25 protein-coding genes and 1 riboswitch are annotated in these 22,581 nt (G+C 60.2%); of the genes, 15 read left to right on the top strand and 10 right to left on the bottom strand.

The window, feature by feature from the left end; genetic code table 11:
• The first annotated feature begins 45 nt into the window (after window positions 1–45).
• Together putA and SPH27_RS06360 are read left to right on the top strand one after the other, a co-directional pair.
• Complete coding sequence (gene putA, locus SPH27_RS06355; protein ID WP_182071669.1) at window positions 46–4,008, top strand: trifunctional transcriptional regulator/proline dehydrogenase/L-glutamate gamma-semialdehyde dehydrogenase; 3,963 nt, start codon at window positions 46–48, stop codon at window positions 4,006–4,008.
• 51 nt (window positions 4,009–4,059) lie between these two features.
• Window positions 4,060–4,452 carry a lysozyme inhibitor LprI family protein gene (locus tag SPH27_RS06360; protein WP_039261695.1) on the top strand — a complete coding sequence of 131 codons (393 nt, stop codon included), beginning with the start codon at window positions 4,060–4,062 and terminating at the stop codon, window positions 4,450–4,452.
• 73 nt (window positions 4,453–4,525) lie between these two features.
• Here the strand turns inward: SPH27_RS06360 and rutR are convergent, their stop codons facing one another.
• Window positions 4,526–5,164: an HTH-type transcriptional regulator RutR gene (rutR, locus tag SPH27_RS06365; RefSeq protein ID WP_182071670.1), complete on the bottom strand. Its 639-nt coding sequence runs from the start codon at window positions 5,162–5,164 to the stop codon at window positions 4,526–4,528.
• Between the two features lie 245 nt (window positions 5,165–5,409).
• On the opposite strand from rutR, the gene rutA reads away from it, so the two are divergent.
• From rutA to rutG, 7 genes are read left to right on the top strand one after another with little or no spacing between them, the layout of a single operon-like run.
• Window positions 5,410–6,501 (top strand): pyrimidine utilization protein A, encoded by a 1,092-nt coding sequence (gene rutA / locus SPH27_RS06370; RefSeq protein WP_045142971.1) that lies wholly within the window; start codon window positions 5,410–5,412, stop codon window positions 6,499–6,501.
• Window positions 6,501–7,190 carry a pyrimidine utilization protein B gene (gene rutB / locus SPH27_RS06375; protein WP_182071671.1) on the top strand — a complete coding sequence of 230 codons (690 nt, stop codon included), beginning with the start codon at window positions 6,501–6,503 and terminating at the stop codon, window positions 7,188–7,190. Before rutA ends, rutB begins: the two co-directional genes overlap by 1 nt.
• Window positions 7,191–7,201: 11 nt before the next feature.
• Window positions 7,202–7,588, top strand: coding sequence for a pyrimidine utilization protein C (gene rutC / locus SPH27_RS06380; RefSeq protein ID WP_010429508.1), 387 nt, complete (start codon window positions 7,202–7,204; stop codon window positions 7,586–7,588).
• A 7-nt stretch (window positions 7,589–7,595) separates the two neighbouring features.
• Window positions 7,596–8,396, top strand: coding sequence for a pyrimidine utilization protein D (rutD, locus tag SPH27_RS06385; RefSeq protein WP_182071672.1), 801 nt, complete (start codon window positions 7,596–7,598; stop codon window positions 8,394–8,396).
• 9 nt (window positions 8,397–8,405) lie between these two features.
• Complete coding sequence (locus SPH27_RS06390; protein ID WP_047061542.1) at window positions 8,406–8,996, top strand: malonic semialdehyde reductase; 591 nt, start codon at window positions 8,406–8,408, stop codon at window positions 8,994–8,996.
• 9 nt (window positions 8,997–9,005) lie between these two features.
• Complete coding sequence (rutF, locus tag SPH27_RS06395; protein WP_032658088.1) at window positions 9,006–9,500, top strand: NADH-dependent FMN reductase RutF; 495 nt, start codon at window positions 9,006–9,008, stop codon at window positions 9,498–9,500.
• A 21-nt stretch (window positions 9,501–9,521) separates the two neighbouring features.
• Entirely contained in the window at window positions 9,522–10,844 is a 1,323-nt protein-coding gene (rutG, locus tag SPH27_RS06400; RefSeq protein WP_182071673.1) for a pyrimidine utilization transport protein G, read from the top strand.
• 73 nt (window positions 10,845–10,917) lie between these two features.
• Here rutG and SPH27_RS06405 read toward each other — a convergent pair whose 3' ends face one another.
• The 4 genes from SPH27_RS06405 to SPH27_RS06420 all read right to left on the bottom strand — a co-directional run bounded on the left by SPH27_RS06405 (window position 10,918) and on the right by SPH27_RS06420 (window position 12,982).
• Window positions 10,918–11,418: a GNAT family N-acetyltransferase gene (locus tag SPH27_RS06405; RefSeq protein ID WP_172421424.1), complete on the bottom strand. Its 501-nt coding sequence runs from the start codon at window positions 11,416–11,418 to the stop codon at window positions 10,918–10,920.
• Window positions 11,419–11,445: 27 nt separating this feature from the next.
• Window positions 11,446–11,715, bottom strand: coding sequence for a DUF1778 domain-containing protein (locus tag SPH27_RS06410; RefSeq protein ID WP_008499829.1), 270 nt, complete (start codon window positions 11,713–11,715; stop codon window positions 11,446–11,448).
• 61 nt (window positions 11,716–11,776) lie between these two features.
• Window positions 11,777–12,694, bottom strand: a complete 918-nt coding sequence (locus SPH27_RS06415; protein WP_033145161.1) for a DMT family transporter — start codon at window positions 12,692–12,694, stop codon at window positions 11,777–11,779.
• 117 nt (window positions 12,695–12,811) lie between these two features.
• Window positions 12,812–12,982, bottom strand: coding sequence for a general stress protein (locus tag SPH27_RS06420; protein WP_023311077.1), 171 nt, complete (start codon window positions 12,980–12,982; stop codon window positions 12,812–12,814).
• A gap of 390 nt (window positions 12,983–13,372) precedes the next feature.
• Between SPH27_RS06420 and wrbA the strand changes: the two genes are divergently transcribed.
• Both wrbA and SPH27_RS06430 read left to right on the top strand, forming a co-directional pair.
• Window positions 13,373–13,969 carry an NAD(P)H:quinone oxidoreductase gene (gene wrbA, locus SPH27_RS06425; protein WP_023311076.1) on the top strand — a complete coding sequence of 199 codons (597 nt, stop codon included), beginning with the start codon at window positions 13,373–13,375 and terminating at the stop codon, window positions 13,967–13,969.
• A gap of 20 nt (window positions 13,970–13,989) precedes the next feature.
• Window positions 13,990–14,217 (top strand): YccJ family protein, encoded by a 228-nt coding sequence (locus SPH27_RS06430; protein ID WP_008499832.1) that lies wholly within the window; start codon window positions 13,990–13,992, stop codon window positions 14,215–14,217.
• Between the two features lie 33 nt (window positions 14,218–14,250).
• On the opposite strand, the gene agp is transcribed toward SPH27_RS06430, so the two are convergent.
• Window positions 14,251–15,492, bottom strand: coding sequence for a bifunctional glucose-1-phosphatase/inositol phosphatase (agp, locus tag SPH27_RS06435; protein ID WP_182071674.1), 1,242 nt, complete (start codon window positions 15,490–15,492; stop codon window positions 14,251–14,253).
• A gap of 152 nt (window positions 15,493–15,644) precedes the next feature.
• On the opposite strand from agp, the gene SPH27_RS06440 reads away from it, so the two are divergent.
• Together SPH27_RS06440 and SPH27_RS06445 are read left to right on the top strand one after the other, a co-directional pair.
• Window positions 15,645–16,088, top strand: a complete 444-nt coding sequence (locus tag SPH27_RS06440) for a winged helix-turn-helix transcriptional regulator (protein WP_032658095.1) — start codon at window positions 15,645–15,647, stop codon at window positions 16,086–16,088.
• Between the two features lie 125 nt (window positions 16,089–16,213).
• Window positions 16,214–17,008, top strand: a complete 795-nt coding sequence (locus SPH27_RS06445) for an SDR family NAD(P)-dependent oxidoreductase (RefSeq protein ID WP_033145158.1) — start codon at window positions 16,214–16,216, stop codon at window positions 17,006–17,008.
• A 1-nt stretch (window position 17,009) separates the two neighbouring features.
• Here SPH27_RS06445 and SPH27_RS06450 read toward each other — a convergent pair whose 3' ends face one another.
• The gene (locus SPH27_RS06450; RefSeq protein ID WP_182071675.1) at window positions 17,010–17,369 is read right to left on the bottom strand and encodes a winged helix-turn-helix transcriptional regulator; all 360 of its coding nucleotides are present in this window, start codon (window positions 17,367–17,369) and stop codon (window positions 17,010–17,012) included.
• A gap of 100 nt (window positions 17,370–17,469) precedes the next feature.
• Here SPH27_RS06450 and SPH27_RS06455 point away from each other — a divergent pair, with 100 nt between their 5' ends.
• Complete coding sequence (locus SPH27_RS06455; protein WP_182071676.1) at window positions 17,470–18,219, top strand: SDR family oxidoreductase; 750 nt, start codon at window positions 17,470–17,472, stop codon at window positions 18,217–18,219.
• Window position 18,220: 1 nt separating this feature from the next.
• Here the strand turns inward: SPH27_RS06455 and SPH27_RS06460 are convergent, their stop codons facing one another.
• Window positions 18,221–18,724: a DedA family protein gene (locus tag SPH27_RS06460; RefSeq protein WP_182071677.1), complete on the bottom strand. Its 504-nt coding sequence runs from the start codon at window positions 18,722–18,724 to the stop codon at window positions 18,221–18,223.
• Window positions 18,725–18,883: 159 nt separating this feature from the next.
• A riboswitch (M-box (ykoK) riboswitch) is annotated at window positions 18,884–19,053 on the top strand.
• 60 nt (window positions 19,054–19,113) lie between these two features.
• On the opposite strand from SPH27_RS06460, the gene SPH27_RS06465 reads away from it, so the two are divergent.
• Window positions 19,114–20,115, top strand: a complete 1,002-nt coding sequence (locus SPH27_RS06465) for a magnesium transporter (protein ID WP_029741838.1) — start codon at window positions 19,114–19,116, stop codon at window positions 20,113–20,115.
• Here the strand turns inward: SPH27_RS06465 and hpxK are convergent.
• A complete protein-coding gene (hpxK, locus tag SPH27_RS06470; RefSeq protein ID WP_182071678.1) occupies window positions 20,081–21,343 on the bottom strand; it encodes an allantoate amidohydrolase in 1,263 nt (420 codons plus the stop codon). The genes SPH27_RS06465 and hpxK overlap by 35 nt on opposite strands.
• Window positions 21,340–22,581, bottom strand: coding sequence for a pyridoxal-phosphate-dependent aminotransferase family protein (locus SPH27_RS06475; protein WP_048983636.1), 1,242 nt, complete (start codon window positions 22,579–22,581; stop codon window positions 21,340–21,342). The genes hpxK and SPH27_RS06475 overlap by 4 nt, the downstream gene beginning before the upstream one ends.

Genomic DNA, 22,581 nt, shown 5'->3' on the forward strand with positions numbered 1-22,581 from the left:
CACGCTATCAACAGAACGCTATTACAGAACAACAGGAGCTTTGGCATGGGTATGACCACCATGGGGGTTAAGCTGGATGACGCAACCCGCGAACGGATTAAGACCGCAGCAACCCGCATTGACCGCACGCCGCACTGGTTAATTAAGCAGGCGATTTTTAACTATCTCGAAAGACTCGAGAGCGATGAGGGCCTGCCGGAGCTGCCTGCCCTGCTGGCCGGCGCGGCGAACGAAAGTGAAGAAGCCCCGGCCGCTGGCGACGAGAACCATCAGCCGTTCCTTGAATTCGCCGAGCAGATCCTGCCGCAGTCCGTCAGCCGTGCCGCCATTACCGGCGCCTACCGCCGTGCCGAAACCGACGCCGTACCGATGCTGCTGGAGCAGGCCCGCCTGCCGGAAGCCATTGCCGCGCAGGCGCACAGCCTGGCGTATCAGTTAGCCGACAAGCTGCGCAACCAGAAAACCGCCACCGGCCGCGCCGGGATGGTTCAGGGCCTGCTGCAGGAGTTTTCCCTCTCCTCTCAGGAAGGCGTGGCGCTGATGTGCCTCGCGGAAGCGCTGCTGCGTATTCCGGATAAAGCCACCCGCGACGCGCTGATCCGCGACAAGATCAGCAACGGCAACTGGCATTCCCACATTGGCCGCAGTCCGTCGCTGTTCGTCAACGCGGCAACCTGGGGCCTGCTGTTTACCGGCAAACTGGTCTCCACCCATAACGAAGCCAACCTCTCCCGCTCCCTGAACCGCATCATCGGCAAGAGCGGCGAGCCGCTGATCCGCAAAGGCGTGGACATGGCGATGCGCCTGATGGGCGAGCAGTTCGTCACCGGGGAAACCATTGCCGAAGCGCTGGCGAACGCCCGCAAGCTGGAAGATAAAGGTTTCCGCTACTCGTACGACATGCTGGGCGAAGCGGCCCTGACCGCCGCCGACGCGCAGGCCTACATGGTTTCTTACCAGCAGGCGATCCACGCCATTGGTAAAGCGTCCAACGGTCGCGGTATTTATGAAGGCCCGGGCATCTCCATTAAGCTCTCCGCCCTGCACCCGCGCTACAGTCGCGCGCAGTACGACCGGGTGATGGAAGAACTCTACCCGCGCCTGAAGTCCCTGACCCTGCTGGCGCGCCAGTATGACATCGGCATTAACATCGACGCCGAAGAGGCCGACCGTCTGGAGATCTCCCTCGATCTGCTGGAAAAACTGTGCTTCGAGCCGGAGCTGGCAGGCTGGAACGGCATTGGCTTCGTTATCCAGGCCTACCAGAAGCGCTGCCCGTTCGTCATTGATTACCTGATTGACCTGGCAAGCCGCAGCCGCCGTCGCCTGATGATCCGTCTGGTGAAAGGCGCCTACTGGGACAGCGAAATCAAACGCGCCCAGATGGAAGGGCTGGAAGGCTATCCGGTCTATACCCGCAAGGTATACACCGACGTCTCTTACCTCGCCTGTGCGAAAAAGCTGCTCGGCGTGCCGAACCTGATCTATCCGCAGTTCGCTACCCACAACGCCCACACCCTGGCGGCGATCTACAGCCTGGCCGGGCAAAACTACTATCCGGGCCAGTACGAGTTCCAGTGCCTGCACGGCATGGGTGAACCGCTGTACGAGCAGGTCACCGGTAAAGTGGCGGACGGCAAGCTGAACCGCCCGTGCCGAATTTATGCTCCGGTGGGAACGCACGAAACCCTGCTGGCGTACCTGGTGCGTCGTCTGCTGGAAAACGGCGCGAACACCTCCTTCGTCAACCGCATCGCCGACACCACGCTGCCGCTGGACGAGCTGGTGGCCGACCCGGTGCAGGCCGTTGAGAAGATGGCGGCGCAGGAAGGCCAGGTTGGCCTGCCGCATCCGAAGATTGCCCTGCCGCGCGAGCTGTACGGCAAAGGCCGCGTCAACTCGGCGGGTCTGGATCTCGCCAACGAACACCGTCTTGCGTCCCTCTCCTCTGCCCTGCTCAACAGCGCGCTGCAGAAGTGGCAGGCCAAACCGATGCTGGAGCAGCCCGTTGCAGACGGCGAAATGCAGCCGGTGATCAACCCGGCCGAGCCGAAGGATATCGTCGGCTACGCGCGTGAAGCGACCGAAGCGGAAGTGGATCAGGCGCTGGACAGCGCGGTGAACAACGCCCCTATCTGGTTTGCCACGCCGCCGCAGGAGCGCGCCGCGATTCTGGAGCGCGCGGCGGTGCTGATGGAAGATCAGATGCAGTCGCTCATCGGCATTCTGGTGCGCGAGGCGGGTAAAACCTTCAGCAACGCGATTGCCGAAGTGCGCGAGGCGGTTGATTTCCTCCACTACTACGCCGGTCAGGTGCGCGATGATTTCGATAACGAAACCCACCGTCCGCTGGGTCCGGTCGTCTGTATCAGCCCGTGGAACTTCCCGCTGGCGATCTTCACCGGCCAGATTGCCGCCGCGCTGGCCGCAGGCAACAGCGTGCTGGCAAAACCGGCAGAGCAGACCCCGCTGATTGCCGCGCAGGGCATCAGCATTCTTCTGGAAGCCGGCGTGCCGGCGGGCGTGATTCAGCTGCTGCCGGGCCGCGGTGAAACCGTCGGCGCCAAACTGACCTCCGACAACCGCGTGCGCGGCGTGATGTTTACCGGCTCGACCGAAGTGGCGTCGCTGCTGCAGCGCAACATTGCCACCCGTCTGGATGCGCAGGGTCGTCCTACGCCGCTCATCGCGGAAACCGGCGGGATGAACGCCATGATCGTTGACTCCTCCGCGCTCACCGAGCAGGTGGTGGTCGACGTGCTGGCCTCCGCGTTCGACAGCGCCGGTCAGCGCTGCTCCGCCCTGCGCGTGCTGTGCCTGCAGGACGACGTGGCGGACCACACGCTGAAGATGCTGCGCGGCGCGATGGCCGAATGCCGCATGGGCAACCCGGGCCGTCTCACCACCGATATCGGGCCGGTGATCGACGCGGAAGCCAAAGCCAACATCGAAAACCACATTCAGACCATGCGCGCGAAAGGCCGCCCGGTGTTCCAGGCGGTCCGCGAGAACAGCGAAGATGCCCGCGAATGGCGGACCGGCACCTTTGTGCCGCCAACGCTGATTGAGCTGGCAAGCTTCGACGAGCTGAAAAAAGAGGTCTTCGGCCCGGTGCTGCACGTGGTGCGCTACAACCGTAACAACCTGAACGAGCTGGTTGAGCAGATCAACGCCTCCGGCTATGGCCTGACGCTCGGCGTGCATACCCGTATCGACGAGACTATCGCGCAGGTGACCGGCAGCGCCAAAGTGGGCAACCTGTACGTTAACCGCAACATGGTTGGCGCGGTCGTGGGCGTGCAGCCGTTCGGCGGCGAAGGCCTTTCCGGCACCGGTCCGAAAGCGGGCGGTCCGCTCTACCTGTACCGTCTGCTGGCGAACCGTCCGGAGAACGCCCTGGGCGTCACCCTGGCACGCCAGGATGCGGACTATCCGGTGGATGCGCAGCTGAAAACCGTGCTGACGCAGCCGCTGGAGGCGCTCATTACATGGGCAGAAAAACGTCCTGAACTGCGTGCCGTCGCGAAGCAGTACGGCGAGCTGGCGCAGGCGGGCACGCAGCGTCTGCTGCCGGGGCCAACCGGCGAGCGCAACACCTGGACGCTGATGCCGCGCGAGCGCGTGCTGTGCGTGGCCGATAACGAGCAGGACGCGCTGGTGCAGCTGGCCGCCGCGATGGCAACCGGCTGTGAAGTGCTGTGGCCGGAAGATGCCCTGCATCGCGATCTCGCCAAACAGCTGCCGAAAGCGGTCTCGGCCCGCATTCGCTTCGCGAAAGCCGATAGCCTGCTGACCCAGCCGTTTGATGCGGTGATCTACCACGGTGATTCCGATCAGCTGCGCGAACTGTGCGAGCAGGTTGCGGCCCGCAGCGGCGCCATCGTTTCCGTGCAGGGCTTTGCGCGCGGAGAAACCAACCTGCTGCTGGAGCGTCTGTACGTGGAGCGCTCGCTCAGCGTCAACACCGCGGCGGCAGGCGGTAACGCCAGTCTGATGACAATAGGCTAACGCTGTGTTAATAAGGCTCCGGAGACGGAGCCTTATTTTTTTGGGGAGTATATGAAACGATTTCTTATCGCCAGTGCGGCACTGCTAATGAGCGCCAGCGCGCTGGCCGACGAGTGCGACAACGCGACCACCCAGCTTGAACTGAATACCTGTAGCGCGCAGCAGTACCAGGCTGCCGATAAAAAACTCAACCAGACGTATCAGGCCGCCATCAAACGCGCGGCAGCTCCTCAGCGCGACCTGCTGAAAAAAGCGCAGCAGGCGTGGATTACCCTGCGCGATGCGGACTGCGCGTTTATCGGTTCGGGGACGGAAGGCGGGAGCGTCCAGCCAATGATTGTTAACCAGTGCCTGGCGGAAAAAACCGTGGAGCGCGAAGCGTTTCTGGCCTCGCTGATGCAGTGTGAAGAGGGCGACTTAAGCTGCCCTCTCCCGCCGGGCTGAGGGATCCCCACAAAATAATACCTGCGCGGACGGCCCCCTCTCCCTTGAGGGAGAGGGCTGGGGTGAGGGGGAACTAGCGCAGGCGGATCCCTTCAATAATCATCCGCTGCACGTTTTCCAGGGTGCTGTGGAAAAACGCCTCGTCCTGGAGCGTTTTACCGGTCACCGCCTCAACCTGGGCCGCAAAGTCAGCGTAATGCTGGGTGGAGGCCCAAATCATAAAGATCAGATGATGCGGGTCGACCTGGGCCAGCTTTCCGCTGGCGACCCATCCGGCAATAATGGCCGACTTATCGTCCACCAGCTGTTTTAAATCTCCGGTTAATTCCGCCTGCAGCAGCGGCGCGCCCTGCAGCATCTCAAGACAAAACAGTCGCGACGCCTGCGGGTAATCGCGCGACACCTCCAGCTTCAGGCGAATGTACTCTTTGATCGCCACCAGCGGGGCCAGCTCCGCGCGGAACGCTTTGAGGGGCGCCAGCCAGATATCGAGGATCTGCTGCATCACCGCCACATAGAGCGCCTCTTTCGACGGGTAATAGTAAAGCAGATTGGTTTTGGATACGCCGGACTGCTCCGCCACCTGCTCCAGGCGCGTGCCGTGAATACCAAACTGCGAAAAAGTCTCCAGCGCCGCGCTGAGGATCGCCTGCTTCTTGGCGCTCACCGCCTGCGAACGTTTACCTGGTGTTTTCACTGCGCCTTGTGCCATTCCCGCTCTCCTTATTCTGCGTTGCCCTCAGCATAGCAAAACCCCCGACTCGCCACGACATCCTGCACTCCGATCGCGCATGAATGCCTGTTTTCTGTGCAATGTTTTTGACCAGTTAGTCCACATTTAGCCGCATCAATCTACCAACTTCTGATTAACACATTAATAACACAGCCATTTTCAAAACTGGCACCGCCTTTGCAAAAACACCGATACACCTGCGACGTAATGAAGAGAGGTTCGTGATGAAAATTGGCGTATTTGTACCCATCGGCAACAACGGCTGGCTTATCTCGACCACTGCACCGCAATACATGCCGACCTTTGAGCTCAATAAAGCCATCGTGCAGAAAGCAGAGCACTACCATTTCGACTTTGCGCTTTCGATGATCAAGCTGCGCGGCTTTGGCGGCAAAACTGAATTCTGGGATCACAACCTGGAGTCCTTTACCCTGATGGCCGGGCTGGCCGCGGTCACCTCGCGGATCCAAATCTACGCCACCGCCGCCACGCTCACCCTGCCCCCGGCGATCGTCGCGCGCATGGCCTCCACCATCGACTCCATCTCCGGCGGGCGTTTTGGCGTCAACCTGGTCACCGGCTGGCAAAAACCGGAGTACGAGCAGATGGGGCTCTGGCCGGGTGACGAGTACTTCTCGCGTCGCTACGACTACCTGACCGAATACGTGCAGGTGCTGCGCGACCTGTGGGGGACCGGCAAAAGCGATTTCAAGGGCGATTTCTTCACCATGAACGACTGCCGCGTCAGCCCGCAGCCGTCGGTGCCGATGAAGGTGATTTGCGCCGGACAAAGCGACGCGGGGATGGAGTTTTCCGCGAAATACGCCGACTTCAACTTCTGCTTCGGTAAAGGCGTGAACACGCCTGCCGCCTTCGCCCCGACCGCCGCGCGCATGAAAGAGGCCGCCGACAAAACCGGGCGCGACGTGGGCTCCTACGTGCTGTTTATGGTGATCGCCGACGAAACCGACGACGCCGCGCGCGCCAAATGGGAGCGCTATAAGGACGGCGCCGACGAGGAGGCCCTGAGCTGGCTCACCGAACAGAGCCAGAAGGATACCCGCTCCGGGGCGGATACCAACGTCCGCCAGATGGCTGACCCGACCTCCGCCGTCAATATCAACATGGGCACGCTGGTCGGCTCGTACGCCAGCGTCGCCAGAATGCTTGACGAAGTGGCGGCCGTTCCCGGTGCGGAAGGCGTTCTGCTGACCTTCGACGATTTCCTCACCGGCGTGGAGACCTTCGGCGAGCGCATCCAGCCGCTGATGCAGTGCCGCGCCCACATTCCTGCCGTCACGAAGGAGGTGGCGTAATGACGACCCTTAACGCACGCCCGGAAGCCATCACCTTTGCGCCACAGCAGAGCGCGCTGATCGTGGTGGACATGCAAAACGCCTACGCCAGCCAGGGCGGCTATCTGGATCTGGCGGGGTTCGACGTCTCCGCCACCAGGCCGGTGATCGAGAACATTAAAACCGCCGTCGCCGCCGCGCGCGCCGCGGGCATGCTCATCATCTGGTTCCAGAACGGCTGGGATGAACAGTACGTCGAGGCCGGCGGCCCCGGCTCGCCCAACTTCCACAAGTCGAACGCCCTGAAAACCATGCGTAAACGGCCCGAACTGCAGGGCAAGCTGCTGGCGAAAGGCGGCTGGGACTATCAGCTGGTGGATGAGCTGGTACCGCAGGCGAGCGATATTGTCCTGCCCAAACCGCGCTACAGCGGCTTTTTCAACACCCCGCTCGACAGCCTGCTGCGCAGCCGGGGCATTCGTCATCTGGTGTTCACCGGCATCGCCACCAACGTCTGCGTGGAGTCGACCCTGCGCGACGGCTTTTTCCTCGAGTATTTTGGCGTGGTGCTGGAAGACGCGACCCACCAGGCCGGGCCGGAATTCGCCCAGAAAGCGGCCCTGTTCAACATCGAAACCTTTTTTGGCTGGGTCAGTAACGTCAATGATTTCTGCGACGCCCTGACTCCCCCGCTTGCCCGTATCGCCTGAGGAGACGCCTGATGCCAAAATCCGTGATTATTCCGCCGGGCACCAGCACGCCGATTGCCCCGTTTGTTCCCGGCACCCTCGCCGACGGCGTGGTGTATGTCTCCGGCACGCTGCCGTTTGATAAAGACAACAACGTGGTGTTTATCAACGACCCAAAGGCGCAAACCCGCCACGTGCTGGAGACGATCAAAACCGTGATCGAAACGGCGGGTGGGACGATGGAGGATGTGACCTTCAACAGCATCTTTATCACCGACTGGAAAAACTACGCCGCGATTAACGAGATTTACGCCGAGTTCTTCCCCGGCGATAAACCGGCGCGGTTCTGCATTCAGTGCGGGCTGGTGAAGCCAGAGGCGCTGGTTGAAATCGCCACCGTTGCGCACATCGCGAAGTGAGGCAGGTATGAAACTTTCCGTCTCGCCGCCCCCGTACGAGGGCGCGCCCGTGGTGGTCTTTATTTCCGGTCTCGGCGGCAGCGGCAGCTACTGGCTGCCCCAGCTGGCCGCGCTGGAGCCGGAGTATCAGGTGGTGTGCTATGACCAGCGGGGAACGGGCAATAACCCCGCCACCCTGCCGGAAGGGTACAGCCTTGCGCAGATGGCGGACGAGCTGGCCCAGGCGCTGGCTGAAGCCGGGATTGTCCGCTACAGCGTCGTGGGTCACGCGCTGGGGGCGCTGGTCGGCCTGCAGCTGGCCCTCGACAGGCCCGACGCCCTCACCGCGCTGGTGTGCGTTAACGGCTGGTTGACCCTCAATCCCCACACCCGCCGCTGCTTTCAGATCCGCGAGCGCCTGCTGCATTACGGCGGCGCGCAGGCGTGGGTCGAGGCGCAGCCGCTGTTTCTCTACCCTGCGGACTGGATGGCCGCCCGCGCCCCCCGTCTGGAGGCCGAAGAAGCGCTGGCGCTGGCCCATTTCCAGGGTAAAACCAACCTGCTGCACAGGCTCAGCGCCCTGAAAAAGGCCGACTTCAGCCGCCATGCCGCGCGCATACGCTGTCCGGTACAGATCATCTGTTCCGCCGACGACATGCTGGTGCCCTCCGTCTGCTCGTCGGAACTGCAGGCGGCGATCCCGCACAGCCGCAGCGCGGTGATGCGCCAGGGCGGGCACGCCTGCAACGTCACCGAGCCGGATACCTTCAATACCCTGCTGCTGAACGGGCTGGCCAGCCTACTGCACAGCCCGGAACCCGCTTTATAAGGAGCTTAAATGAGCGAAGCCATTACCCCCGCCGCGCTGGAAACGCTGTTCACCGGCGCCCGCACCCATAACGGCTGGCAGGATATGCCCGTCAGCGACGAAACGCTGCGCGAAATCTACAACCTGATGAAATGGGGGCCCACGTCCGCCAACTGCTCCCCGGCGCGAATTGTGTTTGTGCGAAGCGCGGAGGGAAAAGAGAAGCTGCGCCCGGCGCTCTCCAGCGGCAACCTCGAGAAAACGCTCACCGCCCCGGTCACGGCGATTGTCGCCTGGGACGGTGAGTTCTACGAGCGCCTGCCCGAGCTGTTCCCGCACGGCGATGCAAAGAGCTGGTTCACCACCAGCCCCGCGCATGCGGAAGAGACCGCCTTTCGCAACAGCTCAATGCAGGCCGCCTACCTGATTTTCGCCTGTCGCGCCCTGGGGCTGGACACCGGCCCGATGTCGGGATTTGACCGCCAGAAGGTCGACGAAGCCTTTTTCACCGGCACGACGCTTAAAAGCAATCTGCTGATCAACATAGGCTATGGCGATACCCGCAAACTTTACGGGCGCCTGCCGCGCCTGGACTTTGACGATGCCTGCGGGCTGGCGTAAGGAGCGATGATGACATCACCGGATAAACAAACCTTTCGCGACGCCATGGCCTGCGTTGGCGCGGCGGTCAACATCATCACCACCGACGGCCCGGCGGGGATGGCAGGCTTCACCGCCAGCGCGGTGTGCAGCGTCACGGATTCACCGCCCACCCTGCTGGTGTGCCTGAACCGCGGTGCGTCCGTCTGGCCAACGTTTAGCGAAAACCGCACCCTTTGCGTGAATACCCTGAGCGCCGGACAGGAGCCTTTATCTAACCTGTTTGGCGGTAAAACGCCGATGGCGGAACGCTTTGCCGCTGCCCGCTGGCAGACGGGCGACACGGGCTGTCCGCGTCTGGAAGATGCGCTGGCCTCGTTTGACTGCCGCATCAGCCAGGTGGTGAGCGTCGGCACCCACGACATTCTGTTTTGCGACATTATTTCGATTATTCGCCACCCCGCGCCGCAAGGGCTGGTGTGGTTTGACCGCGGCTACCACGCGCTTATGCGACCCGCCTGTTAACCCGCCTTAAGGAGACAGACCATGTTCGGATTTCCCCACTGGCAGTTGAAATCGACCTCCACAGAAGCAGGCGTGGTCGCGCCGGATGAACGTCTCCCGCTCGGGCAGACGATGGTGATGGGCGTTCAGCACGCGGTCGCCATGTTTGGCGCCACGGTGTTGATGCCGATGCTGATGGGACTCGATCCCAACCTGTCTATTCTGATGTCGGGTATCGGCACGCTGCTGTTCTTTTTCGTCACCGGCGGGCGCGTGCCCAGCTATCTCGGCTCCAGCGCCGCCTTTGTCGGCGTTGTCATCGCCACCACCGGGTTTAACGGCCAGGGGATCAACCCCAACCTGAGCGTGGCCCTCGGCGGCATCATTGCCTGCGGCCTGGTGTACACCCTGATTGGTCTGGTGGTGATGAAAATCGGCACGCGCTGGATAGAGCGAATGATGCCTCCCGTCGTGACGGGCGCCGTGGTGATGGCAATTGGCCTCAACCTCGCGCCAATTGCGGTCAGGAGCGTCTCCGCCTCGCCGTTTGAAAGCTGGATGGCGGTGATCACGGTGCTGTGCATCGGCCTGGTGGCGGTGTTCACGCGGGGCATGATCCAGCGTCTGCTGATCCTGGTTGGGCTGATTGTCGCCTGTCTGGTCTACGCCCTGCTGGCTAATGTTTTCGGTCTGGGCAAGCCGGTTGACTTTACGCTGCTCCATCAGGCCGCCTGGTTCGGCCTGCCGAAGGTGACCTCGCCCACCTTTAACACCCAGGCGATGATGCTTATCGCACCGGTGGCGGTGATCCTGGTGGCGGAGAACTTAGGCCACCTGAAGGCGGTTGCGGGGATGACCGGGCGCAGCATGGATCCGTACATGGGCCGCGCGTTCGTCGGTGACGGTCTGGCGACCATGCTCTCCAGTTCCGTAGGCGGCAGCGGCGTCACCACCTATGCCGAAAATATCGGCGTGATGGCGGTAACCAAGGTCTACTCGACGCTGGTCTTCGTGGCGGCGGCGGTGATGGCGATGCTGCTCGGCTTCTCACCGAAGTTCGGCGCGCTGATCCACACCATTCCGTCCCCGGTCATCGGCGGGGCATCGATTGTGGTGTTTGGGCTGATCGCCGTGGCCGGCGCGCGCATCTGGGTGCAGCATCGCGTCGATCTCAGCCAGAACGGCAACCTGATTATGGTGGCGGTCACGCTGGTGCTGGGCGCAGGCGATTTTGCCCTGACGCTGGGCGGGTTTACGATTGGCGGGATTGGCACGGCGACCTTTGGGGCAATTCTGCTTAACGCCCTGCTGAGCCGCCGGATGGTCGCCGCGCCGCAGGGCGCCGTGGTGCATCAGGATTCGTGAAATCTACATGTCGGGTGACGGCCAGGCCTTACCCGACGTGTACATTCCTTCAGAACAACAGGTAATAAAGCAATCACTCTTGCTCAAACAGCCGTTCGATAGATTTTGTAGGGAAGAACAAAGAATGGCTGTTTTCAGCTGTCAGCGGGATAAAGCCCTGCTTCAGATAAAATCGTTTTGCCCGCTCGTTAAGGGCATCAACAAATATTCCGTGTACCCCCACAGCCTGTGAAGCCAGGTAGACAACGCGCATAGCATGCGCAACGAGCGTTGTTCCCCACTCGTTTCCCTGTAGTGTTTTATCTACAGCCAGACGTCCCAGCGTCACGCTGGGTACGTTGATATAAGGGATTCGGCGCTGCTGAGTCTTAGAAGGAAGCATCGCTCTTTCAAAACAGCTTCCCGATAAAGTGTAATAACCCAGGACTCGCGGACGATCGCGCTCTTTAAGCAGGTAGGCTCGTAAAATACGCCCATTGTGCTGACGCACCAGATGTTCAGCAAGGAAGGCATTTAGCGAGGGTTCGCCACAATCAAAATCCTCGAAGTCATAATCGGTTCCCTCTGATAACATTTCGATCGTGAGATTCTCCACGGCGCTTCACTCCATGTTTCGAAGCCGTTTTGCTGCTCGTTTCAGGCGTTCATTTGGCTCAGGCGGATTGTCGATGGCATCCATCACCGCATTCCATGATGCTTCGTTTAATACGAGACGACGGTGCTGCTCAATGACCTCTGCAGCACGCTCTGACGCACTGTTCACCATAAACTGGGTGATCGTTTGGTTCGTCATCGCCGCCGCTTCTTCAATCATTGTTTTGTCTTCGTCCGTTAAGCGAAGATCGATACGCTGTTTTTTAAGTGCTGGCATGGTTTACATCACCGTGTACGGTATTTATCCGTACACATCGTAAATAAGCCTGTCCATTTTTTCAATCTAAACCTTCTTTTGCCGTCAAATCCCTGACCTCACTCCGACGTTTTCTGAGCTTTAACTCGCTCACCAGCACCCCGGCGACAATAAATGCCGCTCCCACCAGCGCCAGAAGCGGCAAACGCTCACCTGCAATGCGTCCGAAAATCCCCGCCCAGACCGGTTCGCCGGTATAAATCACCGTCGCGCGGGTTGGCGATACGCTGCGCTGCGCCCAGTTCATGGTGACCTGAATAATGGCGCTGAAAATACCCAGCCCCAGTGCGACCACCACCAGGCCGGTGGACATCGGCGGCACGGACTCACCTGCCGGCACCATCGTCGCAAACGCCACCAGCGACGCCGTGGCGAGCTGCACCACCGTTACCCGCTTGACGTCGACCTTGCCCGCCCAGGCGCTAATCAGAATAATTTCCGCCGCAATGGCAATCGCCCCTATCAGGGTGATGATTTCGCCCGGCCCCAGCGCAAGCAGGTTGTTTTCCGGCCCGGCCAGTAAGATCAGGCCGATAAACGCCAGCACGATGCCAATACAGGACATCAGCCCCGGCAGCCGCCCCAGGCACAGCCACTGCAGCAGCGGCACCAGCGGCACATACATGGCGGTGATAAACGCGGATTTACTGCTGGAGATGGTCTGCAATCCCCATGTCTGCAGGCTGTAGCCCATCGCTATCGCCACCCCAATCGCCACGCCGGCCTTAAGTTCTTTGAGCGTCAGCCCCCGCAGCGTTTTAAGCGAAATCAGCCCCACGGCAAGCGCCGCCGTCGCAAAGCGCAGGCCAACAAAAAAGAACGGATCGCTGAGGGTCACCGCGTACTGAACGGCCAGAAACGTCCCGCCCCAGAACATGGTGATGAGAATCAGGATGGCTTCCTGCGGTTTAACGGAGAATTTGAAGCGTGAAACAGACATGCGGCACTCGCAGTTAAGATCAATTCCCTAGTGTGCGTTGCCTTTGGTTACAGTTCAATGTTGCAGAAATAAAAAAACCGCCGGGAGATCCCGGCGGCAGGGGTTCAACCCGGCGTGTTACTTACTGCTGCCGTGGCTGTTTTTCCCCCCTTTCTTGCCAGCTTCAGATGCGCGTTGCGGGTCATTCTTGAAGTTGCCCCCGCTATGCTGGCCACCTTTACGGCCTGCTTCTGATGCTCTTTCACGGTCTTCTGCGAAATTACCTGAACCACCACGATGGTTTGCCATCTCTAACCTCCAGAATGTGAAACATTAGACATCATATTGCATTCAGTAAAAGAGGATTCTTTCACCTCGCAACACAAGGACAGTGCCTTTATCTGTGCCGCGTGAAACTAAGCTTAGTGGAATGCCGCTATCCGGCAAGCCGCAGGTAATATTCTGCAACATGAACTCAGCCTTTCGGGTGAGATGACGCGGCGGCGATTCATAAACCTTTCTTATCATTTCAAAAATCTGCTGCCAAAAAGTTGTTTCATTTTGCTACAAAGCCTTTTTGTAACCATATTGTTATAAATCAAAGAAATGCCGTTCATTTTTGCAGTCTGGCTGTGATGGCATATCTTTAAAAGAACGCAGCGATCCGCTGTCAGAAAAACCAACGAGGAGTGATGCAAAATGGCAAAAGTTCTGGTGCTCTATTATTCCATGTATGGACACATTGAAACCATGGCTCACGCGGTAGCAGAAGGTGCGAACAGGGTTGATGGCGTTGAGGTTGTGGTGAAACGCGTACCGGAAACCATGCAGGCGGAAGCCTTCCTGAAAGCCGGGGGGAAAACGCAAAACGCCCCGGTCGCCACCCCGCAGGAGCTGGCGGACTATGATGCCATCATCTTCGGCACCCCGACCCGCTTCGGCAATATGTCGGGCCAGATGCGCACCTTCCTCGATCAAACCGGCGGACTTTGGGCATCCGGGGCGCTCTACGGCAAACTCGCCAGCGTATTCAGCTCTACCGGCACCGGCGGCGGTCAGGAGCAGACGATTACCTCAACCTGGACTACCCTTGCTCATCACGGGATGGTGATTGTGCCGATTGGCTACGGCGCCCAGGAGCTGTTTGACATTTCCCAGGTGCGTGGCGGTACGCCGTACGGCGCAACCACCATTGCCGGTGGGGATGGCTCACGTCAGCCAAGCAATGAAGAACTGTCTATCGCCCGCTATCAGGGTGAATACGTCGCGGGTCTGGCCAAAAAACTGAACGGCTAACACCCAACAGGAGGACAAGCATGCCAACTCAAGAATCCAAAGCTCACCACGTGGGCGAATGGGCAAGTTTACGCAACACCTCTCCGGAGATTGCCGAAGCTATCTTTGAAGTCGCGAAGTACGATGAAAAGCTGGCCGAGCAGATTTGGGAGGAAGGTAACGATGAGGTGCTGGTGCGCGCCTTCGAAAAAACGGATAAAGACTCGCTCTTCTGGGGCGAGCAAACCATCGAACGTAAAAACGTCTAAGCGTTTCCCCCCGCCGCAGCGGGGGGTTCTCCTTTACTTCGCCGCGTTATTCATCACCGCATTGAATTTATCGACAGGACAGAAGCCGTTCGCATCCACCGGGCAGCCTTTCAGCTCCAGCGTCACGCGCTGCGCGGGCGACTGCAGCGACAGGACGCTGGCGTTACGCAGCTGCTCTGAGCTCTGGTAGACATACTCAATTTTCATCAGCTCCTGGTTGGCATTTTTGTCATGCCAGCGCTGGAAAACAATCTTGCCGCCAATCGGGGTGCGCTCCTGCTGGTCGTGCAGCTGGTACGGTTTGAAATCCAGGGCCGTCAGCAGGGAAGCGATGTTCGAGTCATGCCCCACCAGCAGGGTGATTTTCGGCGCTTTTGCCTGTTCGGTGACCAGCGTTTTATCGATATATTTCACCAGCGGTTTCGCCACGTTTTGCGCCACTTCGGTGGAGGTAAACAGCGAGTCCTGATAGCCGTTCTTCAGCTTCGACAGCACGCGCCACTGCTGGTCGGTTTTGATTTCGCCCCAGGCTACCTGGTCGGCCGGGAAGCCTTCGTAATACTGCAGCGTGAACGCGTCCACCAGCGAGTTACCCACCTTCAGCGGGCCGGATACGCCAGGCTCTTTTTCATAGTCGGCGCTGAAGGTATCTTTCGCGTCAGCCAGCGAGCAGACCTTTTTCTCTTTGCAGGACGGAGAATCCGCGTAGTTCGTCATCTGCTCCAGCAGCTTATAGCTTTCGCCCAGCTGCATTTTCTGCCGCTCGGTCTCCATCGCCTTGAGCGCTTTTTCACGGAATTCCGGCGAGTTATCGGTTATCACCGGATTGAAGGTCGGATCCATGGTGCCCATTTTTTCCTGATGGTGCACGGGAACGTCGCAGCCCGGGAACGCGCCGGTGATGAAGAACTGCGCGGTCGCGACGGTACGCTGCAGGCTGTTGGCGTAAGCATAAACGCTATCCGCAGCAGGACATTCTCCCGTCTTCACCATCCCCTGCTGCGCCAGCCACTCGCGCATGTAATGGCCCATATAGACTTCCAGCACGCCGCCCTTGGTGGTGAGCTGACCGCCCGGCACCTCCCACTCCGGCCACTGCTTCGGCGTGGACTGCTCCAGCACGCTGCCGTTATTGGCGAGCGGCGCGCGCAGGTTATGACGGCTCATGATTAAAACTTGCTCCAGCTGATACCCTTCCGGCGTCTCTTGCGCCTGCACGCCAAACGTTGCTGAAATGGAACCGGCGACTGCCAGCGCGAGTAGTGCTTTTCTCATCCCTAATTCCTCACTCGTTTTAAAATGTCGCGTTCAGTGTGACAGATTCGTGACAATTTTCCGGGAAGCATTTCTCAAACTGATGATTAACGTGCTTACGGTGTGCACCAATAAGTTTTATAATAAAACCACACCCCACCGGAGAATTGACCGTGAAACGTACCCGCCTCGAAGAGAGCACCTGCCCCGTCGCCCGTTCGCTGGATATCATCGGCGACTGGTGGTCGCTGCTGATTGTGCGCGACGCGCTGCGCGGGATTAAACGCTTCGGCGAGTTCCAGAAAAGCCTCGGCATCGCGAAAAACATGCTGACCACGCGGCTGAAACTGCTGGTCGACGAAGGCATCCTCCGGCTTCAGCCCGCGTCCGACGGCAGCGCCTGGCAGGAATACGTCCTGACCGACAAGGGGCGTGCCCTGCAAACGGTGCTGGTTGCCCTCTCCCAGTGGGGCAATGAATTTTTGTTCGCGGATAACGAATGCGGCACCGTGCTGGTCGATACCGAACAGCGCAAACCCCTGCGCAAACTGGCGCTTATTGCCGACGATGGCCGCGAACTGACGCCTGAAGAGATCGTGGCAAAACTCCCATCCTGATCGTTCCCGACGGCAACAGCACAAAATGCTCGCAAATATGGTTGCATTATAAAACCAAATAGCGGAGAGTTTATTCAGTTTCATCTTGAAACCAAATAACCCACTTTGCCCTGAGGTAACACACGATGACTACGCAAATCACCACCGCCCTGATTACGGGCGCCTCTTCCGGGATTGGTGCCGTTTATGCCGACCGTCTTGCCGCGCGCGGCGCTAACCTGGTGCTGGTCGCACGTCGCGAAGATCGCCTGAACACCCTTGCCGCCGACCTTCGCGCGCGCTACGGCGTGGCCGTCGATATTCTGGTGGCCGATCTTACCGATGAAGCCGGGATCCGCGCCGTGGAAGAGGCGCTGCGCAGCAATACCGCCATTGATACGCTCATTAACAACGCGGGCACCGCGCAGATGGCGCCGTTCCTCGCGGGCGATGTGGCGCAGCATCAGGCCATTAATACCCTGAATACCACGGCGCTGATGCGTCTGACCTACGCCATCCTGCCGCGCCTGGCGCAGAACAATCGCGGCACGCTGATCAATATCGCGTCCGTGCTGGCCCTGCACGTCCGGGCGGGCAGCGCGCTCTACAGCGCCACCAAGGCGTGGGTGTTGAGCTTTACCCGTGGGTTACAGGAAGAATTTGCCGACAGCAGCGTGCGCATTCAGGCCGTGCTGCCCGCCGCCACGGCGACAGAAATCTGGAGCCATTCGGGCGTCACGGTGAACGATCTGCCGGAAGGATCGGTGATGACCACCGACGATATGGTGGATGCATCGCTGGCGGGTCTGGATCAGGGTGAACCGATCACTATCCCGCCGATGCATGACGCCGGCCTGTGGGATCGCTACGAAGCGGCGCGTCTTGAGCTGTTCAACAGCGCGCGCACCGGCATTCCGGCACCGCGCTACGCAAAACAGTAGCCTAACGCTCAAGCTGGTCGCCGTACTCACTCATCCAGGCGGCCAGCGGGGAGAGTGCGTCCTGCAGGGTTAACCCCAGCGCGGTGATCTGATACTCCACGCGCGGCGGGATCTCCAGGTAGACCGTCCGCGTCACCAGCCCGCGCTGCTCAAACAGGCGTAGCTGCTTGGTCAATTCTTTCTGAGTGATGGGTGTGGCCGCCCGCAGCAGATCGCCAAAGCGTACGGGCGTGTTGAACACAATCAGACGGTACAAAATGGGGATCGCCCATTTACCGGAAATCAGGTTCACAAACTGCGTCATCGGGCAGGTATACGCCTCAGATTTTTTTTCACAGCACACCTCCAGCATTTCTGCCATAGCACACCTCTTGCCTCTTTAGTATCCATTTGGTACCTGGTTTCCTTTCGATACTAACGTTTCTATAGTGCTTTCTCCAGAGACATTTCAGGAGAAGAACATGGGTCGTTTAACAGATAAATATACGCTGATTACCGGCGGCACTAGCGGCATCGGTCTTGCCACCGCGCAGGCGTTTATCGCCGAAGGCGCGCGCGTCGCCGTGACCGGACGCAACCCGGACACCCTCGCCGAAGCAGAACGTATTCTTGGCGATAAGGCCTGGGTGATCCCGACCGATGCGGGAGATATCGCCTCGCAAAAAGCGCTGGCGGAAACCCTCGCCGCCCGCTGGCCACGCCTGGACGCGGTGTTTCTCAACGCCGGTGACGTGACGCACGCGCCGCTGGAAGCCTGGCAGGAGGAGGCGTGGGACCGCCTGATGGGCATCAACCTGAAGGGGCCGTTCTTTTTAATTCAGGCGCTGCTGCCGCTGCTGAATAACCCGTCGTCGGTGATCCTCTGCGGCTCGGTGAGTGCGCGTATCGGCCTGCCGACCAGCAGCGTGTATGCCGCGAGCAAGGCCGCCCTGCTGTCGCTGGCGCGCACGCTGTCGGCGGAGCTGCTGCCGCGCGGGATCCGCGTCAACGGCCTGAGCCCCGGTCCGGTGGAGACCCCGGCGTTTACCAAAACGGGCTTAAGCGACGAGGTGCTTAACGCGATGATGGCGGAGATCATCAAGCTGGTGCCGCTCGGCAGAATGGGCTCGACGACGGAGCTGGCAAAAGCCGCGCTCTATCTGGCCTCCGAAGAGTCGAGCTACACGGTGGGAACCGAGCTGCTGGTCGACGGCGGAATGGGGAGTTTGTAATTCAAAAGGCGCTGATGCTGGTGACGATGCTGACATACAGCGCCGCCCATGCGCAGGCGGAAAGCAGGCTGACGGCATAGACCTTGACTGCATTCAGCCTGAGCATTCCCGCCGCCAGCGGCACGATGTAGCGCAGCACCGCCAGGAAGCGCGACGTAAACAGCACGATAACGCCGTTCTTTTGCAGCTGATGCTGTACCCGCAAGAACTTATCGGCATGCTTTGAGGTGAAACGCGTGACCAGCCGGGTGTGCCCCATCAGCTGGCCGATATGGTAGTTCAGCACCGAACCCGCCGTTGCCCCCAACACCACGGCCAGCCACGCCTGCGCAGGATGCATGCTCGCCTGGCTGACGGTAATGCCCGCCAGCAGCATCACCGAGGCGGGCGGCAGCACGGAGGAGACTAGCACCGTCGATTTACTCAGCGCCATCACAAATAACAGCGCGAAAAGATGTGCAGGATACAGCGCAAAATGATTCAGCAGATTATCAAACCACGCCATTATCCTCTCCTCCGTTGATTATTTAATCCTCCATTAGAAATGAATTAACCTAAATAAACCCTCAACATTTTATTAAAAATAATCGCTTAAACCGTTCTTAAACATTATTTAATTTTCTGAGCGGTAAATTTAAATAAGCGTATTATTCCTCACGTTTTACAACGATCTCGTTATGGCGAGGCTCCTGTACAAATACACGTTATCGCTCTGGTAGGTTCGAGAGAACCGACACAGGGTAAAACAGGCACTGTCGAATCAAGGCTTTGTCAGTATAACTTCCCTCGTGGGATACGGTGTACAGTGCTGAACCCAGGACGTGGGGATCTCCTCTTCGACATGCCCTGTCTTGCTCGCCCCTGAGAGATGTTATTATTCAAAGGGAATTCACTATGTCTTACGCTATTCACAACCAGAACCTGGCATTCAATGACAGCGCGATCGCGCAATATATGAATACCGATTTTATTGTCCTCGATATTTCATTATGCGTGGCGCTGGCGCGCGAGCAATTCTTCGAAAAATTAAAAGACGACGATATTCCGTCTCATATTTTTATTGAAGACAATGGCCGCCTGGCGGGCATGATTGCCGTGCGTAAATTGCTGCAAACCGCCGATACGGTACAGCCGGTGAAATCGCTGATGATTTCGCAGTTTTTGCAGGTCAAACCGGAGGATGAACGTGCCGACGTTGCCGGACTGCTGGCGCACGGCGGCGCGGATGTGGTGCCCGTGGTCACCCACGGCAAGCTCGTCGGCTGCCTGACCGAGCGCGAAATCGCCCATCTGCTGGAAGATGACGTCACCGAAGACGCCCAGCTTCAGGGGGCGACGCTGCCGCTGGAGAAGCCCTATCTGGACACCAGCCCGTATAGCCTGTGGAAGAAACGCTCCGTCTGGCTGCTGCTGCTGTTTGTCGCGGAGGCCTACACCAGTTCGGTGATCCAGCATTTTGAAGAGGCGCTGGAGTCCGCCATCGCGCTGGCGTTCTTTATTCCGCTGCTGATCGGCACGGGCGGCAACAGCGGGACGCAGATCACCTCCACGCTTGTGCGCGCCATGGCGCTGGGGGAAGTTCGTCTGCGCGACGTTGGCCGCGTGCTGCGTAAAGAGATGACCACCTCGCTGATGATTGCCGCCACGCTCGGTATCGCCGGGTGCATTCGCGCCTGGATGATGGGGATTGGGCTGGAAATTACGCTTATCGTCAGCCTGACGCTGGTGTGCATTACGCTCTGGAGTGCGATTGTGTCGTCCGTGATCCCGATGGTGCTCAAGCGCTGCGGCATTGACCCGGCGGTCGTCTCCGCGCCGTTTATCGCGACGCTTATCGACGGCACCGGGCTGATTATCTACTTTAAGATTGCGCAATATACGCTGGGGCTGGAGTAACGCGGTTCGCCAGCTGGATCACCGCTCGCGAAAACGCCTCAATCGCCAGGGCGACATCTTCAGCCATCACCGATTCCGCCGGATGGTGGCTGACGCCCCCTTTGCAGCGCACAAACAGCATGCCGACCGGCCAGCATTCCGCGATGGCAATCGCGTCGTGTCCCGCACCGCTGGGCAGCGATAGCGAGCGCCCCTGTACCGATGTGACGGCCTCTCCCAGCACGTTTTGCAGGTGGATATCGCACGGCGTGGCGGCAATGCGGTAAAACTCCTCGGCGCTGAAGTCCAGACCGCGACGCGAGGCGATCGCCTGCGCATGTTCCAGCAGGTCGTTAAGCAACCGATCCAGCGGCGCATCCTGCGGCCCGCGAATATCCAGCGAGAGCTGTACCTCGCCGGGGATCACGTTCACCGCCCCCGGCAGGCAGCGCAGTTCGCCAACCGTCGCCACCAGGTTGCCGCCCTGTTGTCGGGTAGCGTTTTCAATGATAACCATCCACTCGGCGGCGGCGGCCAGCGCGTCCCTACGGTGGAGCATCGGCACGGTTCCCGCGTGCCCGGCCTCGCCGGTAAAGCGGCAGTTCAGACGGCGCGCGCCGTTAATGGCTTCCACCACGCCAAGGGCGAGCGCCTCCTGCTCAAGGCACGGCCCCTGCTCAATATGCAGCTCCAGATAGGCGCTGAAATCCTCCTGACGGCGCGCGGCATGCAGCACGCGGGCAGGATCGAGCCCCATCAGGGTCATCGCCTGCGCCACGCTGATCCCGCTGGCGTCGGCTTTTTCCAGCCAGCCCTGCGGCCAGGTGCCCGTCAGCCCCCGGCTGCCTAACAGCGTAATGCCGAAGCGGGTTCCCTCTTCGTCGCAAAAGCCGACAATCTCAATGGCCTGGGCCAGATGCACCCCCTGCTGGTGCAGGCTGTCCACCACCTCAATGGCGGCAAGCACGCCGAGCATGCCGTCGTAGCGCCCGGCATTGCGCACGGTATCGAGATGCGAGCCGAGCAGCACCGCCTGCGCCCCTTCCTGCGCGCCCTCATAGCGTCCACAGATGTTGCCCACGCTGTCCTGCCAGACGGTCATTCCCGCCTGGCTCATCCACTGCCCCACCAGCTGGTTGGCCTGCAGATGCTGGGTGGAGAGATAGACCCGCGTCAGCGCATCCGGGGTTTCGCTGATGGCGGCCAGCGCGTCGGCGCGCGCCATCACCCGTTCTGCCGCCGGGCTCATTGCGGCGTCTCGCGACGATAGTGGTCCCACGCGGCCTGCATGGCGGCCCCCTGCGTGGTGGTGAATTTCAGGTAGTTCAGCACCGACTCCAGCGCGCTCAGGGTGGTCATCACGCAGTCTTTGCGCGCGTTGTAGCCCATGGTGCCAATGCGCCACACTTTGCCGTGCAGCGGGCCAAACGAGGTGCCGATTTCAATCCCGAAATCCTCCAGCATCAGCTTACGCACCTGGTCGCCGTTGACGCCCTGCGGGATAACCACGCCCAGCACGTTGTTCATCTTGTGCTTCAGGTCGCCGAAGGTCTCCAGCCCCATCGCCTGAATGCCCTTCAGCAGCGCATCGCCGTGCAGCTTATGGCGCGCGATGCCGTTATCCAGCCCTTCCTGCAGGATCAGACGCGCGCACTCGCGGGCGCCAAACAGCGCGGTGGTGGCTTCGGTATGGTGGTTAAGGCGCTCCGGCCCCCAGTAGTCCATCACCATGCCGAGATCGAAATAGTTGGAGTAGATCATCTCCTCGTCGCCATCGCGGTGGGCGTCGGTGCGGATGCCCTCCTCAACGCATTTACGGCGGCGGATCGCCTCCTCCATGCGCGCGCTCAGGGTGATCGGCGAGGTGCCCGACGGGCCGCCGAGGCACTTCTGCATCCCGGCCGATACCGCATCCAGTCCCCAGGCGTCGGTTTCCAGCGCGTTGCCGCCGAGCGACGCGGTGGCGTCGGTATAAAACAGCACGTCGTAGCGGCGGCAGATCGCGCCAAGCTCGGCGAGCGGCTGGAGCATGGTGGTGGAGGTATCGCCCTGCACGGTCAGCAGCAGGCGCGGACGAACACGCTTAATCGCATCCTCCACCTGGTCGGGGGTGAACACCTCGCCCCACGGCACCTCGATGGTATGCACCTCCGCGCGGCAGCGGCGGGCAATTTCGCACAGCAGATGACCAAAGCGGCCAAAGACCGGCACCAGCACCTTATCTCCCGGGCGGATGGCGGAGACCAGAATGGCTTCAATCCCCCCGCGGGAAGTGCCGTCCACCAGCATCGTCCAGCGGTTCTCGGTGCGGAACACCCCGCGATAGAGCGCCATCACCTCGTTCATGTAGTGGGTCATGGCCGGATCGTACTGGCCGATCAGCTGGCTCGACATGGCGCGCAGCACGCGCGGGTCGGCGTTGATCGGGCCCGGCCCCATCAGCAGGCGCTGGGGCGGGTTGATTTGCGGAAAGCGTGCGATATCCAT

It is taken from the genome of Enterobacter sp. A103, from assembly GCF_034427535.1.
GTDB lineage: Bacteria > Pseudomonadota > Gammaproteobacteria > Enterobacterales > Enterobacteriaceae > Enterobacter > Enterobacter asburiae_B.

Coding starts and splice junctions, on each gene's coding strand:
- putA (WP_182071669.1), top strand. CDS start 46: ATGGGTATGACCACCATGGGGGTTAAGCTGGATGACGCAACCCGCGAA.
- SPH27_RS06360 (WP_039261695.1), top strand. CDS start 4,060: ATGAAACGATTTCTTATCGCCAGTGCGGCACTGCTAATGAGCGCCAGC.
- rutR (WP_182071670.1), bottom strand. CDS start 5,164: ATGGCACAAGGCGCAGTGAAAACACCAGGTAAACGTTCGCAGGCGGTG.
- rutA (WP_045142971.1), top strand. CDS start 5,410: ATGAAAATTGGCGTATTTGTACCCATCGGCAACAACGGCTGGCTTATC.
- rutB (WP_182071671.1), top strand. CDS start 6,501: ATGACGACCCTTAACGCACGCCCGGAAGCCATCACCTTTGCGCCACAG.
- rutC (WP_010429508.1), top strand. CDS start 7,202: ATGCCAAAATCCGTGATTATTCCGCCGGGCACCAGCACGCCGATTGCC.
- rutD (WP_182071672.1), top strand. CDS start 7,596: ATGAAACTTTCCGTCTCGCCGCCCCCGTACGAGGGCGCGCCCGTGGTG.
- SPH27_RS06390 (WP_047061542.1), top strand. CDS start 8,406: ATGAGCGAAGCCATTACCCCCGCCGCGCTGGAAACGCTGTTCACCGGC.
- rutF (WP_032658088.1), top strand. CDS start 9,006: ATGACATCACCGGATAAACAAACCTTTCGCGACGCCATGGCCTGCGTT.
- rutG (WP_182071673.1), top strand. CDS start 9,522: ATGTTCGGATTTCCCCACTGGCAGTTGAAATCGACCTCCACAGAAGCA.
- SPH27_RS06405 (WP_172421424.1), bottom strand. CDS start 11,418: ATGTTATCAGAGGGAACCGATTATGACTTCGAGGATTTTGATTGTGGC.
- SPH27_RS06410 (WP_008499829.1), bottom strand. CDS start 11,715: ATGCCAGCACTTAAAAAACAGCGTATCGATCTTCGCTTAACGGACGAA.
- SPH27_RS06415 (WP_033145161.1), bottom strand. CDS start 12,694: ATGTCTGTTTCACGCTTCAAATTCTCCGTTAAACCGCAGGAAGCCATC.
- SPH27_RS06420 (WP_023311077.1), bottom strand. CDS start 12,982: ATGGCAAACCATCGTGGTGGTTCAGGTAATTTCGCAGAAGACCGTGAA.
- wrbA (WP_023311076.1), top strand. CDS start 13,373: ATGGCAAAAGTTCTGGTGCTCTATTATTCCATGTATGGACACATTGAA.
- SPH27_RS06430 (WP_008499832.1), top strand. CDS start 13,990: ATGCCAACTCAAGAATCCAAAGCTCACCACGTGGGCGAATGGGCAAGT.
- agp (WP_182071674.1), bottom strand. CDS start 15,492: ATGAGAAAAGCACTACTCGCGCTGGCAGTCGCCGGTTCCATTTCAGCA.
- SPH27_RS06445 (WP_033145158.1), top strand. CDS start 16,214: ATGACTACGCAAATCACCACCGCCCTGATTACGGGCGCCTCTTCCGGG.
- SPH27_RS06450 (WP_182071675.1), bottom strand. CDS start 17,369: ATGGCAGAAATGCTGGAGGTGTGCTGTGAAAAAAAATCTGAGGCGTAT.
- SPH27_RS06455 (WP_182071676.1), top strand. CDS start 17,470: ATGGGTCGTTTAACAGATAAATATACGCTGATTACCGGCGGCACTAGC.
- SPH27_RS06460 (WP_182071677.1), bottom strand. CDS start 18,724: ATGGCGTGGTTTGATAATCTGCTGAATCATTTTGCGCTGTATCCTGCA.
- SPH27_RS06465 (WP_029741838.1), top strand. CDS start 19,114: ATGTCTTACGCTATTCACAACCAGAACCTGGCATTCAATGACAGCGCG.
- hpxK (WP_182071678.1), bottom strand. CDS start 21,343: ATGAGCCCGGCGGCAGAACGGGTGATGGCGCGCGCCGACGCGCTGGCC.
- SPH27_RS06475 (WP_048983636.1), bottom strand. CDS start 22,581: ATGGATATCGCACGCTTTCCGCAAATCAACCCGCCCCAGCGCCTGCTG.